Below are 14,425 nucleotides of genomic sequence, written 5' to 3' on the forward strand. Positions count from 1 at the left end.
TGCGTCGGCCTCACCTACCACCCGGTATCGTTGGCCCAATCATGCTTGTACTAGCCGTCGACACCGCGACACCCGCCGTCACAGCGGGACTGGTGGACTTGGAGCAGGGCGCCGACGCGGCGAATCCCGTCCGGGTACGCACCGTCGCATCCCGGGTGCGGGTCGACCCCCGCGCCCATGCCGAGGTACTCACTCCGCAGATCCTCGAATGCCTCACCGAGGCAGGTCGTTCCAGGACCGAGATCGACGCGATCGTGGTCGGGGTCGGTCCGGGTCCGTTCACCGGCCTGCGCGTCGGCATGGCCACCGCGGCCGCGTTCGGCGACGCGCTCGGGATACCGGTGTACGGCGCGTGCAGCCTCGACGCGATCGCAGCCGACGCCGCTGTCGACCCCGCGGTGCCGCCCCCCGTCGAGCTCCCGCCCGAAGCCGAACTGCTCGTGGTGACCGATGCCCGGCGGCGCGAGGTGTATTGGGCGCGGTACCGGGAGGGCGCGCGCGTGGCCGGACCCGAGGTGTGCAAGCCCTCCGACTTGGACGCGGGCGAGGCCACGGCGATCGCCGGATCCGCTTCGCACGTCGACTTCTTCGATCTGCCCGTGCTCCCCGCCGAGACGCCCTCGCCCGCCGGGTTGGTCCGCGTCGTCGCCGCCGAGGTGCTGTCTCGCAGCGTGCCGGAGCCGCTGGTTCCGCTGTACTTGCGCAGGCCGGACGCGGTCGAGAACGCCTACCGCCGACTCGACCGGACGGGGGCGTGAAGCCGGTGACTTTCCGAATCGCGCCGATGGTGGCCGCCGACATCACGCGCTGCGTCGAGCTGGAGCAATTGCTTTTTCCGGAGGACGACCCGTGGGCCGCCGTGGCGTTCCAGTCCGAGCTGGCCGGGCGGCACAACCGCTACATCACCGCGCGCGACGACGACGGGCGAATGGTCGGCTACGCGGGTATCGCCCTGCTGGGTGATGCCGAACACCCCGAGGCCGAGGTCCACACCATCGGCGTCGACCCCGGCTGCCACCGCACAGGTGTCGGCACGCTCCTGCTGGAGGCGCTGCTCGCCGAGGCGGACCGGCGCGGTGGACCGGTGTTCCTGGAGGTCCGCACCGACAACGCGCCGGCGATCGCGCTGTACGCCAAGCACGGGTTCCACATCATCGGGTTGCGCAAGAACTACTACCACCCCAGTGGCGCGGACGCGTACACGATGCGTCGCCCCGCGCTGACCAGCGGGGAGCGCTGGCGCACACGGGACGAGGTGTTGTCGTGATCGTCATGGGCATCGAAAGCTCCTGCGACGAAACCGGAGTCGGCATCGTCCGCAGGCACCCCGACGGCACCTGCGTACTGCTCGCCGACGAGGTCGCTTCCAGCGTCGACCAGCACGCGCGCTTCGGCGGCGTCGTCCCCGAGATCGCCTCGCGCGCGCATCTCGAGGCGATCGTGCCCGCGATGCGCCGCGCGCTGTCGGCCGCGGGCATCGCGAAACCGGACGCGTTGGCGGTGACCATCGGCCCGGGCTTGGCCGGTGCGCTGCTGGTCGGTGTCGCCGCGGCGAAAGCGTATGCGGCGGCGTGGGATGTGCCCTTCTACGCGCTCAACCATCTCGGCGGGCACGTCGCGGTGGACACTCTGGAGCACGGGCCGATGCCGCCGTGCGTCGCGCTGCTGGTGTCGGGCGGGCACACGCATCTGCTGCACGTCACGGATCTGGCCGAGCCGATCGTCGAGCTGGGCAGCACCGTCGACGACGCGGCGGGCGAGGCGTTCGACAAGGTGGCGCGGCTGCTCGGGTTGGGCTTTCCCGGCGGTCCGGCGCTGGATGCCGCCGCGACGGCCGGTGATCCGCGCGCTATCGCCTTCCCTCGCGGCATGACCGGGCCGCGCGACCCGCGCTACGACTTCTCCTTCTCGGGTCTCAAGACCGCGGTCGCCCGTTACGTGGAGGCGGCCCAGCGCGACGGCGTCGCCGCGGAGGATCTGCCCATCCCCGATATCGCGGCGTCTTTCCAGGAGTCGGTCGCGGATGTGCTCACGATGAAGGCGGTTCGCGCGGCCCAGGATGTCGGCGTCGGCACGCTGGTGCTCGGCGGCGGCGCGACCGCCAACTCGCGGATCCGCTCGATGGCCGAGGAACGCTGCGCCGCGGCCGGTTTGACCTTGCGGGTGCCCAAGCCTCGGCTGTGCACGGACAACGGGGTGATGATCGCCGCGCTCGGCGCGCATGTCATCGCTGGTGGCGCGGCTGCTTCGCCGCTGACGGTCGCCACCGATCCGGGTCTGCCGGTGTCGGTCAGTATGGTTCGCTGACCGGCTCGGATTCAGCGCACGAAGCGGCGGCGGCCGCACCGGGTTTCTTTCCGGTGAGATCGCCGCGAAGGGCCGTCGTGCGGCCGGATCAGTTCGGTGCGAGCAGTCCGGGATGCGACGCCGACCCCGAATTCCCCCGGAGGAGCGGCAGGCTCGACCGCGCGGGCGCCTGGGTGGGCGTCGGGCTCGTGCCGGGCGCCGGAGCGGTCGGCGCCGCCGGGTACCACGTCCGGCTCGATGGCGATTCGGGCGAACCGTTCGGTGCCGCATTCGGATTCCCGAACAGGGGGCCGAGCAGTTCGGGGAACGGAATCGGCGGAAGGTTCGGATCCGGGCGCAGCGTGGGCTGCGTGGGTGTGATCACCTGCGTGGACGACGGACCGCCGGTCGTGCTCTGCGGTCCGCGTTCCGTGGTCGTCGGTGCGATGCTGGTGTTGTCCGGCGTGCGGTTGTGCGGCGTGGCGGCAGCCGTGGTCGCGGGCGGCGCCGATGTCGGGTTGGGCAGTTGCGACGCGCTGCTCGTGGTCCCCGCGGGAGAGACCTCGTCATCCGAGGTCGGCGCGAACGTCTTGACCCCGTAGCCGACGATCAGTCCGACGACCACGATCGCACCGGCGAGCGTACCGAACACCTTGGTTACCGTCCCCGCGGGCGCGTCGCCGCCGAGCCCGGCGACCGGGAACACCGACGGCTGCATCGAATCGGCGACCAGCGCCGCGCCTTTGGCGGTCACCGCCTCGGGATCCGGCACGGTGAACACGGGGATGTCCAGGGCGGCGGTGAGCGTATCGAGCACCGCGGGGATGTTGGCGCCGCCGCCGATGACCGTGACCGCCTGCGGCTGCCTGGGCGCCCGGGCGAACGACATCGTGACGAACCGCGCCAGGTCGCGCAGCAGGTCGGCGATCAACTCTTCGAAGTCGGCCCTGGTCAGCTTCAGCGGACGACCGGCGACGTGGTCGATGGTGACCGCGGGCGCGATGGACAGGTGCTCCTTGGCCGCGCGGCCCCGGTTGGTGAGCATGCCGCGGTTCGGGCGGGTACCGCGCCGGGCGAAGTGCAGGTCCACCAGATGGTGGTAGATGAGATCGTCGATCGCCTTGCCGCTGACGGTCGCGGTGCGATCGGAACGGAGCAGGGAGCCGTCGGCGCGGTCGGCGACGGTGACGCCGAGCCCGGAGGCGCCGAGATCGACGATGGCGACCGTGTCGTAGCGGTCCAGCAGGCCGGTGTGCCGCAGGTAGGTCAGCGCGGCGGTGCCCTCCGGGATCAGCCGCAGGTCGCGCTGTTTTCCGGTGGCCGAGCGGATGATCTGGGCCTGCTCCTTGGTGCGGTAGGCGACCGCGACGCTGGTGGGCGGGTGACCCGTCGCCGGCTCGAAGTCGCGTGGCCCGCCCGCGAAACGGCCGCCGACCGGGCGGATGATCTCGCGTGGCGGCTGCGTGGTCGGCAGTTGGGTCGTCATCAGCTCGATCGAGGACGACACCAGGTCACCGAGATCGGAATGAGCCGCGTCGGCGGACACGACGCGGTAATCGAAGCTCTGCGTGCCGTTCGGCGCGGTGGAGACCAACGCCGAGCACACGACCTCTGCCCCGGCCGAGATGCCGAGGGATGTTCGCATGTTCACCTCCCTTCGAGCGGATGGTCATGGTGTCGCCGACCATCTCGAATGGACTGCCGGACCGCCGTATGGATGACGCGCGACCCGGACCGGGAAACGAACCGGCCCCTCGTCCGGGTGGGTCGCGGGGACCGGCCATGGATCACGTGTGTCTTGCTCTCTGGTGAAGCTGGTGGTGCAACGATCGTGCTGCGGCGCTGCGGGTTCGGCGACGCTGTGGTACCTCTGTGCCGCCTGGCCGCCGCTCGGAGGAGCGACGAACCGGCGGCCGGACCGCAACCGTCGTCAATAGTGTCACAATCCGTTATCCGAACGTTACTGTTTTCCCGAACTTATAGCCAAGCTCGCAGTGTCGCCGGGCGCGCCGCGCAAAGTTGGCACCGCCCAGCCTTGAGCGCTGGCACTCTCATGTATAGAGTGCTAGTCGGCACTGTGTGTAGTGCTTGTGCCAGCAGCTTGACCACTGGGCAGGGGTCCCGGCACCCGCGACGACGGGGCTATGCGCAGGGTCAGCATCGTGACCAACCGACGAGTTCGGAGCGACGAGTTCCGGACGACCGAATCCCCTGAAAGTGGAGGGCTCAACGTGGCGAGCGTGAACATCAAGCCGCTCGAGGACAAGATCCTCGTCCAGGCCAACGAGGCCGAGACGACGACGGCCTCCGGCCTGGTCATCCCTGACACGGCGAAGGAGAAGCCGCAGGAGGGCACCGTTGTCGCCGTCGGTCCCGGCCGGTGGGACGACGAGGGCGAGAAGCGCATCCCGCTGGATGTCCAGGAGGGTGACACCGTCATCTACAGCAAGTACGGCGGCACCGAGATCAAGTACCAGGGCGAGGAGTACCTCATCCTGTCGGCGCGCGACGTGCTGGCCGTCGTCACCAAGTAGCCGATCAGGCACGCATGCGTTCCGCCCCGGTGTCTTTCGTGACCCGGGGCGGAGTGCGTTCGGCGCCGACACCACGGCACTGAAACACGCGGTGCGAGCGACGGGCCCTGAGGCGGCAGCCTGCGTGACGACGGGACCCGGGAGCGCCGCAATCCACTACAGGAGCGAATCCCCATGGCAAAGCAGATCGAGTTCGACGAGAAGGCTCGCCGGGCTCTGGAACGCGGCGTCGACAAGCTCGCCGACGCCGTGAAGGTCACCCTGGGCCCGCGCGGACGGCACGTCGTACTCGCGAAGTCCTTCGGCGGCCCGACCGTCACCAACGACGGCGTCACCATCGCGCGCGACATCGAGCTGGAAGACCCGTTCGAGAACCTCGGCGCGCAGCTGGTCAAGAGCGTCGCCACCAAGACCAACGACGTCGCGGGCGACGGCACCACCACCGCCACCGTGCTGGCCCAGGCGCTGGTCCGCGCCGGGCTGAAGAACGTTGCGGCCGGGGCGAACCCGATCGTGGTCGGCTCCGGCATCGCCAAGGCCGCCGACGCGGTCTCCGAGGCGCTGCTCGCGCTGGCCACCCCGGTCTCCGGCGAGCAGGCCATCGCGCAGGTCGCGACCGTGTCCTCGCGGGACGAGGAGATCGGCGAGATGGTCGGCAAGGCGCTGACCACCGTCGGCAAGGACGGCGTCGTCACCGTCGAGGAGTCCTCGACGCTGCAGACCGAACTTGTCGTCACCGAGGGCGTGCAGTTCGACAAGGGCTACCTGTCGCCCTACTTCGTCACCGACCCCGACAGCCAGCAGGCCATCCTGGAGGACGTGTTCGTCCTGCTGCACCGCGAGAAGATCAGCTCGCTGCCGGACTTCCTGCCGCTGCTGGAGAAGATCGCCGAAAGCGGCAAGCCCGTCCTGATCATCGCCGAGGACGTCGAAGGCGAGGCGCTGTCGACCCTGGTGGTCAACGCCATCCGCAAGACGATCAAGGCCGTCGCGGTCAAGGCGCCGTTCTTCGGCGACCGCCGCAAGGCGTTCCTCGACGACTTGGCCGTGGTCACCGGCGGCACCGTGGTGAACCCCGATCTGGGCATCACCCTGCGCGAGGCAGGCCTCGACGTGCTCGGCAAGGTGCGCCGCGTCGTCGTCACCAAGGACGACACCACGATCATCGATGGCGCCGGTTCCGCGGCGGACGTGGAGGCGCGCGTCGCGCAGCTGCGCCGCGAGATCGAGGCCACCGATTCCGACTGGGATCGCGAGAAGCTGGAGGAGCGGCTGGCCAAGCTGGCAGGCGGCGTCGCGGTGATCAAGGTCGGCGCGGCCACCGAGACCGCGCTCAAGGAGCGCAAGTACCGCGTCGAGGACGCGGTGAGCGCCGCCAAGGCCGCCGTGGAAGAGGGCATCGTGCCCGGTGGCGGCACCGCGCTGGTGCAGGCGAGCAGCAAGCTCGTCGAGCTGCGCGATTCGCTGTCCGGTGACGAGGCCGTCGGCGTCGAGGTGGTCCGCACCGCGCTGCGTGCGCCGCTGTACTGGATCGCCACCAACGCGGGCCTGGACGGCGCCGTGGTGGTCAGCAAGGTCGCCGAGGGCAAGGACGGCTTCAACGCCGCCACGCTCACCTACGGCGACCTGCTCACCGACGGCGTCGTCGACCCCGTGAAGGTGACCCGTTCGGCCGTCGTCAACGCGGCGTCGGTCGCGCGCATGGTGCTCACCACCGAGAGCGCCGTGGTGGACAAGCCCGCCGAGGAGCAGAACGACCACGGCCACCACGGCCACGCGCACTGAACCCGGTTTTCTAGGGACAACGCACGGACAAGGCCCCCGAACCACGCGGTTCGGGGGCCTTGCCGTACGCGGCCTCGACTACCGGTTGGACCGAGAGAGTTCCGAAGCGCGACACGCTGTCTGCCGCGGGATCGGAGGGAGGCCGCGGGAAGCTCAGGACCGCTGGGGTCGGTACGCGCGGGGCGGGAATGCCTGGCGGGACGCCGGATTCAGCTGGCGACCGGTGGCTGCTCGGCGGCGATGGCCGCGAGTAGGCGAGCACGCAGCGACGGCGGCGGAGTGGCCGCCGTGGCTGTGGCGAGAACGGCGAGCGCTTCTTTCGTGTCTCTGACTTCCTGGATGAACTCCGCGCGTAGCACGGGGTCCTCGCTGTCGAACAGCTCCTGCACTTCCTGATGGTCTTCGTCGTCGATCGATCCGAGCGCGACGGTGTGCGCGAGATCGATACGGCGTTCGTTCATCTCACGTCACCCCCAAACTTTTCTTCAGTCGTGTCAATCCGTCCCGAATCCGGGACTTAACCGTAGGTAACCCTACGTCGAGGTAGGTGGCTACCTCCGCATAGGTGCGTCCGCCGTAGTAGGCGAGCGAGATGGCTTCCCGCTGGGTTTCGGTGAGTGTGGCCAGACCGGCCAGGACGGCCTGTTGTTCGAGCCTGCGCTCGACCTCTTCGGTGACCTCGTCGAATTCGTTGCCGAGCACCCGGATCCCGTACGCGACCTCGCGCTGGGTGTGGGCTTGCTCGGCGCGGACCCGGTCCACGGCGCGCCGGTGGGCGAGCGTCATCAACCAGGTGACCGCGGAACCTTTCGCCGGGTCGAAACTCGATGCCATACGCCAGACCTGCAGATAGACCTCTTGCGTGGTCTCCTCCGCGTAGCCCGGATCGTGCAGAACGCGCAAAACCAAACCGAAGACGCGCGCACACGTCCGGTCGTACAACTCGGCGAATGCTTCCTGGTCGGCTCGACCGCATCGATGCAAAAGCGCGGCGAGCTCGATACTTTCGGCTGCGCGTGCCGTAACCGCAGAATCCACCGTGGGTGGGAAGGCTGCTCTTCGGAACGAGTCGCCCTCTGCGGCCGACGGCCGCGTTGTCACAACGCTCCATTCTGTGTCATCGGTCACTACCGTAGCGCGCCGCTATGACCTCCCTTCGGGTGGGGTGGCCACAAGGCTCGTCGTGGACCGGCGCCGCGTTGCGGAAAGCGCCGATACGCCGGACATCTCGGGAGCGACACGCCGTGACACGCCGAACCGTCGCACCGTGCCGGAACGCCGGGTGCACGGCCTCCGGCCTCGCTCGGCGGCCGGCCGATCGATGGTGACGATCGGAACCCACGCGCCGACCTTCGGCGCGGAACCGGTCACCGTGTCATGTGAGCGGCTCGGCCGAAGCATGTTGCAGTGGCCCGTTGTTTGCTAGGAATTCGACGCCCGGCGGCGTGCGGATGGGAGGGGATTGATTCAGACGGCCATGCGGCGGCGGCTGCGCCGCGCGTGCATCTCGCGCTCGGTCTCCGACATGCCGCCCCAGATGCCGTAGGGCTCGCTGACTTTCAGCGCGTGCGCGCGGCACTGCATGAGCACCGGGCAGGTGCGGCAGATCTCCTTGGCGCGCATCTCACGGGCCGTGCGGGCCCGGCCACGCTCACCATCGGGATGGAAGAACACCGCGGAATCCTGCCCGCGGCACGATCCTCGCATCTGCCAATCCCAGACATCGGCGTTGGGTCCCGGGAGGTGGGTCGGCATGGGCATGGTGAACTCCTCGTGGTGCGAGCTCGTCAGCGTTGTCGAGCAGTTGTTCTGCAACAGTTGTGGGCCACGACGCCGTGTCGGCGGGGGTACCCGGGGGGCTCGCCCTTCGTGGTCGCTGCAATTTCGCGCGGCGCCGTCCGTGGCGATGAGCTACGTTAGGTCCAGCCGCGAAATTCCGTCAATAGTTCGGCGCAGCACTTTTCCAAATCTCGCGCTGCCAAATTTAACCTCCGAACTGTTTACTTTTCGTGCTGGTTCCGGCGATACTGTTCGGTTGGCCGGAGGTCTGTGGCTGCCGCATGTGCCGCAACTGATCCAATTTCCGCTGGTAGAGGCGATTTCATGGTCGTAGCGCCGACGCGACGCCGATCTCGTGCCGATGATGTCGGTCACTGCCGCGGCCGAGGGGGTTCGTGGGGTGTGGATCCGAAGATGGCGGTAACGGGGCGGGCAGGTTAATTACGCGAAACACGCATGAATTCCCGGCGTGGCCGCTCGGCGATAGCCAGGACGAGATTTACCTAATGGCAACATCCGCTCGGCGACGGAAATCCCGAGTGTCGCCGGTCGGCCGTCGCTCACCTTCCTCGCCGGAGCCCGGGTGCCGCACGGGATAGAGTGCGCCCGTGTTCGCGCCCGCTCCGCTCGGAGATCCTCACCTCGCGGTCCTCGCCGAGGCCGCCTTCGGCGCCGCTCCGGGTCGCGCCGCCGCCGACCTTCCGTCCGCGTCGGACGCACTCGGCCGGTGGTATCGCGCTGTGGTTCTCGGCGGCCAGGGCCGTTATGCGGCGGCGCGCGCCGAATTGCGAAGGGTATGCAACCACAGCAACGACCCCGTACTCCTCTCACTGGCGGGAAGTACCGAGGGTTCTTTTCTTCGGCAGCTCGGCTGGCATGAGCGCGCCGCGGCGTTCGACGGGCGGGCGGCCGCGTTGATCCTCACCGCCGGCGCCGGAGCGGAGCCGGACAGCGCCGAGGAGTTCGGCGGCTACCGTCCCAGCCGCGCCGACGCGATCTGCGACGCGCTCACCGGACTCGCCGCCGACGCGCTCGGAACCGGGCGCCTCGCGCTGGCCGACCGCTTGCTGCGGCGCAGCGCGTCGGCGGCACAGCAGTATCGGGCCGGTTGGCGTCCCGCGATCCGCTTGCGCTGGGTGTCCGCGGAAACGGCGCTGGCGGCAGGCGATTTCGAGGTGGCGGCGGCGCACGCGGCGGCCGCGCTGGAGCTGGCCGAGCGATCCCCGTCGGTGCGCCACCGGGTCAAGTCACGCTTGCTGGTCGCCGCCGCCGACGTGGCGCTCGACGCGCGGGGAAGATCGGGCGTCTCGGCCGAGGATGTCGCCGAGCAGTGCCGCGAGCACGGCCTGCTGCCGTTGCGCTGGGCTTGTGCCATGCTCCGCACCGGATCGGGCGCGCGGGACGCGGCGGCGGAGGCGGCCGAATGTGCCGCGGCCATCGCCCGCTCCGGCGGCGTGTTGCGCCCCATGGCGGGGTGGTAGGTGATCACGGAGTCCACCGTGTTGACCAGTTCCGGCCAACGGGTCGCTATTGTTAGATCCGTTCCGCCCCTTCGGTGGAAGCATTGGTCGTCACCTGACCATGCCACTTTGTAACGCCGGGAATATCTCTGACGATGACGCACACGGGCGAAGAGTTGGACCTCGCCGTCGCTGCCGCTGCGCAGGGCGACAGATCCGCTTTAGCTCAGGTACTGGAGATGATCCGCCCGCTGGTGGTGCGCTACTGCCGCGCGCGGATCGGAGCCGCGGAGCGTGGGCAGCTCTCCGCGGACGACGTTGCGCAGGAGGTTTGCCTGGCTGTGATGACAGCCTTGCCCAGGTATCAAGACCAGGGCAGGCCCTTCATGGCCTTTGTTTACGGAATCGCTTCGCACAAGGTCGCCGACGCGCATCGCAACGCCGCCCGTAACAAGGCGGAGGCGATGGCCGAAGTACCAGATGTCATATCCACCGACCAGGGACCGGAACAACGAGCTCTCGAGTCCGAGACGAGCAGGCAGATGAACCGTCTGCTCGCGACGCTTCCCGAGAAGCATCGAGAGATCTTGATCCTGCGCTTGGTCATGGGTTTGTCAGCGGAAGAAACCGCGGTCGCCGTGGGCAGTACGGCGGGCGCGGTACGGGTCGCCCAACACAGGGCACTCGCGAAACTCAAGTCACAAGTGGCGAGGGCAGGTGAAATGTATGGCTAGGGATGGCGAGCGCGGTCGGGGTGACTGGAAGGCGCGGCTTGGATCGCGGAACAGCGGTCCCTACGCCGAGGCGTCCGGTGACACCGGCCCGGTCGACATCGCCGCGGTACGCCGCGACGATGCTCTGATCGATGCCATCGCCAGCGATGGTCCGGTGCACACCGACAGCGCCGAGGAGTATCAGCTCGCGACGTTGCTCGCGGACTGGCGAGCGGAGTTGATCGCGCCTCCGATGCCGGCCGAGCCGGACCTGGACGCGATCGTGGCCGCGGTCAACCAGGAGATCGGCGCGCGGCAGGTTCGCATCGGGGCGCACGGCGGCGGCGGGCGACTGCGGCTACTACGTCCGATCATGGGCACGGCGGCCGCGCTGGCCCTGGTCATCGGCGGCATGACGGCGTTCTCGTACAACGCCGAGCCGGGCGATCCGCTGTGGCGGGTCAAAGAGGTCGTGTTCAGCGAACAGGCCCAGACGACCGTGGTCCAGCGGGCGGGCGACGACCTGAACGAGGCTTCCACGCTGGTCACTCAGAACCCGACGCAGGCCAAGGTGCGCCTGGAGCGGGCCAAGGAGAATGCCGCGCAGGTCAGCGATCCGGACAAGCGCGCCGAGCTGATGACCGAGTGGGAACAGTTGCTCGCGAAGCTGCGCGAGGTCAATCCGGAGTTGGCCGATCAGCTGGGTGCGACGGTGCCCAAGACCACCGACCCGCGTGCCACCCCGGGCAACGCGACCACGAAGCCCAGCCCGACGCCAGGTAGCGGGACCTCGACGATCGTGCAGCAGCCCGGTCAGCCGACGAACAAGCCTTCGCCCTCGGCCGACGCCACCGCGCCCAATGGTGGTGGAACGTCGAACAGCGGCGGAACGACGAACGGCGGTGGCGCGCCGACCACGGTGCCGCCGGTGACGACACCGCCGCCCGTGACCACCCAGCCGCCGGCCACCGTGGAACCGACGGCTCCGCAGGAGCCGCCGGTCACCGAGGTCAAGCCGCCTGCGGGCGGACCTACGGGAGACACCGGTAATCCGACGGCGCCGCAGCAGCAGCCGCCGACAGCTCCGGCGCCGGGCAACACCAATACCCACAACAGCAACAATCAGCCGCCGCCGACGTTCAGCGTCCCCGGCATCCCCAACCCGGGCTCGTTCGTGCCGCCCGGCCGCTGACAGAAGAAAACGGTCCAGGCAAGAACCGATCGCCAGCCAGGCGGTCGGCTTTTTGTCTTTCGGGGAGAAGTCGGTCTAGCCAACGGCTGACCATAGGGTGGTAACTCATGGGCGTGTCCGCCCGCGACGGAACCTCGCGGTGCGTCTGCCGAAGTAATCGTGTGCGTCGAAAATCACAGCGGCAAAGGCGAGGTACGCGAGCCTCGAAAGGCCCGCGTGCGGTTCGATCGAGCCCGAATCAGCCGTCGAATCCGTCGAACCCGTCGCCGTGGAAGGCCTCGTTCATCGACGCGTCCGCGTAGCCCCGGCAGTAGTCCCAGGTGACGTACGCTTCCGGCGTCGGGTCGTAGGCGGGCTCGTGCGGGCGGACCGTGCCGTCGACCAGCAACTGAAGCAAGTTGGCGCGCAACATGTCCCAGTCGTGGTAGTGGTCCTGCCTACAGTCTTCGCAGCTGACCACGAGTCCGCGGATGCCGCGGTGGGCCAGCAGTGCCTCGTACACCGCGAGGTCGGCGAGATCCTCCTCGACCGCAAGGCGCTCGTGGGGATCCAGCGGTTCGCCGGGCTCGATGGCATCGAGCGCGGCGGACGGGTCGGAGGGGTCTCCGGCGAACGGATCCGGCGGCAAGCCAGGTGGTAGATGGTCACGCACATCCCCACGGTACGCAGAACAGGGTGGTCTGCGCCAGCTATGCGGCCTGCCAGTTTCGGTGGTGGGCTCACTTCGTCGGCGAGTTCACCGGACAGATACGATGGAGCACAGGCTACGGCGGGTCCCGATCGCACCGCCGCCGAACCACGTCCATCCCATCAGCCGTCACGGCGCCGGTGACACCGGCGCCGGTCGCTATCGACGTCCAGGAGGGGTCGATCCGAATGAGTAATCCCGTATCGGGCGAACGAATCGCAGTCCGCCCTCCTACGGGTGGCGACGATCCGAACAAGATCGCCATGCTCGGCCTCACGTTCGACGATGTGCTGCTGCTGCCTGCCGCCTCGGATCTCATCCCCAGTTCTGTGGAAACCTCCAGCGTGCTGACCAGGGAGATCCGCCTGCGCACGCCGTTGGTCAGCTCGGCCATGGACACGGTCACCGAGGCGCGGATGGCCATCGCGATGGCGCGCGCGGGCGGCATGGGCGTGCTGCACCGCAACCTCTCGACGGCCGACCAGGCCGCCCAGGTGGAGACGGTCAAGCGGTCCGAGGCCGGTATGGTCACCGACCCGGTGACCTGTCGTCCGACCGACACTCTCGCCGAGGTCGACGCGATGTGCGCCAGGTTCCGCATCTCGGGTCTTCCCGTGGTGGACGAGACCGGTGCGCTTGTGGGCATCATCACCAATCGCGACATGCGTTTCGAGGTGGATCAGAACCGCCGCGTCGCCGACGTCATGACCAAAGCCCCCTTGATCACCGCGCAGGAGGGCGTCACCGCGGAAGCCGCGCTCGGACTGCTGCGCAGGCACAAGGTGGAGAAGCTGCCGATCGTCGACGGCAACGGGCGCCTGCGCGGCCTGATCACCGTCAAGGACTTCGTCAAGACCGACCAGTACCCCAACGCCACCAAGGACCGTGACGGCCGCCTGCTGGTCGGCGCCGCGGTCGGTGTCGGCGAGGACGCCTGGTCGCGGGCCATGACACTGGCCGACGCGGGCGTCGACGTGCTCGTGGTGGACACCGCGCACGGTCACCAGGTGCAGGTGCTGCAGATGGTGACCAAGGTCAAGGCCGAGGTCGGCGACCGGATCCAGGTGGTCGGCGGCAACGTGGCCACCCGCCAGGGCGCGGCCGCGCTCGTCGAGGCGGGCGCGGACGCGGTCAAGGTGGGCGTCGGCCCCGGCTCGATCTGCACCACCCGCGTGGTCGCCGGTGTCGGCGCGCCGCAGATCACCGCGATCCTGGAGGCGGTCGCCGTGTGCAAGCCGGCAGGTGTCCCGGTGATCGCCGATGGCGGCATCCAGTTCTCCGGTGACATCGCCAAGGCCATCGCGGCGGGCGCGTCCACGGTGATGCTCGGGTCGCTGCTCGCGGGCACGGCCGAGTCGCCGGGCGAGCTGATCCTGGTCGGCGGTAAGCAGTTCAAGAGCTATCGCGGTATGGGCTCGCTGGGCGCCATGCAGGGCCGCGGCCAGGCGAAGTCGTTCTCCAAGGACCGTTATTTCCAGGACGACGTGCTCGCCGAGGACAAGCTGGTCCCCGAGGGCATCGAGGGCAGAGTGCCGTTCCGCGGCCCGGTCAACCAGGTGATCCACCAGTTGGTCGGCGGTCTGCGCGCGGCCATGGGCTACACCGGCTCGCAGTCGATCGCGCATCTGCAGGAAGCCCAGTTCGTGCAGATCACCGCGGCGGGTCTCAAGGAGAGCCACCCGCACGACATCACCATGACCGTCGAGGCCCCTAACTACACCGGACGGGGTTAGCCCACTAGGTTCATGTACAGGACCAACCGGTCCGTGCATGATGGAGCTTGCCCACCGGCTGTGGCGGTGAGCGACCTGCGGCGAGTTGGCGGTTTTGTGCTGCCCACCTGCCCCCACAAGTAACCACTGGAGGCGCGAGTCTTACGAGCGCCCGTTCGCGGCCCGGCTCGCGTTCCAGCGGTCGAAGCGCATGCGCCGCAGGCGCGAGTCTCGACCGCTGGAACGCGAGCCATAAGGGGCCGCGAACACGCAGCG

At 68.9% G+C, this 14,425-nt stretch carries 14 protein-coding genes; 9 read left to right on the plus strand and 5 right to left on the minus strand.

What is annotated here, in order from left to right; genetic code table 11:
* Positions 1 to 41 precede the first annotated feature (41 nt).
* The 3 genes from tsaB to tsaD are packed head-to-tail and all read left to right on the plus strand — an operon-like array spanning position 42 to position 2,307.
* Positions 42 to 758, plus strand: coding sequence for a tRNA (adenosine(37)-N6)-threonylcarbamoyltransferase complex dimerization subunit type 1 TsaB (gene tsaB / locus AB0L97_RS18695; protein ID WP_356964715.1), 717 nt, complete (start codon positions 42 to 44; stop codon positions 756 to 758).
* A gap of 5 nt (positions 759 to 763) precedes the next feature.
* A complete protein-coding gene (gene rimI, locus AB0L97_RS18700; protein ID WP_355076292.1) occupies positions 764 to 1,267 on the plus strand; it encodes a ribosomal protein S18-alanine N-acetyltransferase in 504 nt (167 codons plus the stop codon).
* Positions 1,264 to 2,307, plus strand: a complete 1,044-nt coding sequence (gene tsaD / locus AB0L97_RS18705; protein ID WP_355076294.1) for a tRNA (adenosine(37)-N6)-threonylcarbamoyltransferase complex transferase subunit TsaD — start codon at positions 1,264 to 1,266, stop codon at positions 2,305 to 2,307. The genes rimI and tsaD overlap by 4 nt, the downstream gene beginning before the upstream one ends.
* Before the next feature lie 88 nt (positions 2,308 to 2,395).
* On the opposite strand, the gene AB0L97_RS18710 is transcribed toward tsaD, so the two are convergent.
* On the minus strand, positions 2,396 to 3,931 hold the full coding sequence (locus AB0L97_RS18710; protein WP_364430977.1) for an Hsp70 family protein: 1,536 nt from the start codon (positions 3,929 to 3,931) through the stop codon (positions 2,396 to 2,398).
* Between the two features lie 586 nt (positions 3,932 to 4,517).
* On the opposite strand from AB0L97_RS18710, the gene groES reads away from it, so the two are divergent.
* Together groES and groL are read left to right on the plus strand one after the other, a co-directional pair.
* Positions 4,518 to 4,820, plus strand: coding sequence for a co-chaperone GroES (groES, locus tag AB0L97_RS18715; protein ID WP_028479292.1), 303 nt, complete (start codon positions 4,518 to 4,520; stop codon positions 4,818 to 4,820).
* Positions 4,821 to 4,994: 174 nt separating this feature from the next.
* Positions 4,995 to 6,605 (plus strand): chaperonin GroEL, encoded by a 1,611-nt coding sequence (gene groL, locus AB0L97_RS18720; protein WP_356964710.1) that lies wholly within the window; start codon positions 4,995 to 4,997, stop codon positions 6,603 to 6,605.
* A 209-nt stretch (positions 6,606 to 6,814) separates the two neighbouring features.
* On the opposite strand, the gene AB0L97_RS18725 is transcribed toward groL, so the two are convergent.
* From AB0L97_RS18725 to AB0L97_RS18735, 3 genes are all read right to left on the minus strand, one after another.
* Positions 6,815 to 7,066, minus strand: a complete 252-nt coding sequence (locus AB0L97_RS18725) for a hypothetical protein (protein ID WP_355076299.1) — start codon at positions 7,064 to 7,066, stop codon at positions 6,815 to 6,817.
* 1 nt (position 7,067) lies between these two features.
* Positions 7,068 to 7,643: a sigma-70 family RNA polymerase sigma factor gene (locus AB0L97_RS18730; RefSeq protein WP_355076300.1), complete on the minus strand. Its 576-nt coding sequence runs from the start codon at positions 7,641 to 7,643 to the stop codon at positions 7,068 to 7,070.
* A gap of 429 nt (positions 7,644 to 8,072) precedes the next feature.
* Positions 8,073 to 8,366, minus strand: a complete 294-nt coding sequence (locus tag AB0L97_RS18735; protein WP_355076302.1) for a WhiB family transcriptional regulator — start codon at positions 8,364 to 8,366, stop codon at positions 8,073 to 8,075.
* Between the two features lie 626 nt (positions 8,367 to 8,992).
* Here AB0L97_RS18735 and AB0L97_RS18740 point away from each other — a divergent pair.
* The 3 genes from AB0L97_RS18740 to AB0L97_RS18750 all read left to right on the plus strand — a co-directional run bounded on the left by AB0L97_RS18740 (position 8,993) and on the right by AB0L97_RS18750 (position 11,749).
* Complete coding sequence (locus tag AB0L97_RS18740) at positions 8,993 to 9,865, plus strand: hypothetical protein (protein ID WP_364430985.1); 873 nt, start codon at positions 8,993 to 8,995, stop codon at positions 9,863 to 9,865.
* A gap of 134 nt (positions 9,866 to 9,999) precedes the next feature.
* Positions 10,000 to 10,578 (plus strand): sigma-70 family RNA polymerase sigma factor, encoded by a 579-nt coding sequence (locus tag AB0L97_RS18745; protein ID WP_039795737.1) that lies wholly within the window; start codon positions 10,000 to 10,002, stop codon positions 10,576 to 10,578.
* Entirely contained in the window at positions 10,571 to 11,749 is a 1,179-nt protein-coding gene (locus AB0L97_RS18750; protein WP_355076306.1) for an anti-sigma-D factor RsdA, read from the plus strand. The genes AB0L97_RS18745 and AB0L97_RS18750 overlap by 8 nt, the downstream gene beginning before the upstream one ends.
* Positions 11,750 to 11,987: 238 nt before the next feature.
* Here the strand turns inward: AB0L97_RS18750 and AB0L97_RS18755 are convergent, their stop codons facing one another.
* Complete coding sequence (locus AB0L97_RS18755; protein WP_039795739.1) at positions 11,988 to 12,401, minus strand: DUF5319 domain-containing protein; 414 nt, start codon at positions 12,399 to 12,401, stop codon at positions 11,988 to 11,990.
* 224 nt (positions 12,402 to 12,625) lie between these two features.
* Here AB0L97_RS18755 and guaB point away from each other — a divergent pair, with 224 nt between their 5' ends.
* Positions 12,626 to 14,170 (plus strand): IMP dehydrogenase, encoded by a 1,545-nt coding sequence (gene guaB, locus AB0L97_RS18760; RefSeq protein ID WP_355076308.1) that lies wholly within the window; start codon positions 12,626 to 12,628, stop codon positions 14,168 to 14,170.
* Positions 14,171 to 14,425: the final 255 nt, after the last annotated feature.

The organism is Nocardia sp. NPDC051911 (genome assembly GCF_040681035.1).
GTDB lineage: Bacteria > Actinomycetota > Actinomycetes > Mycobacteriales > Mycobacteriaceae > Nocardia > Nocardia sichangensis.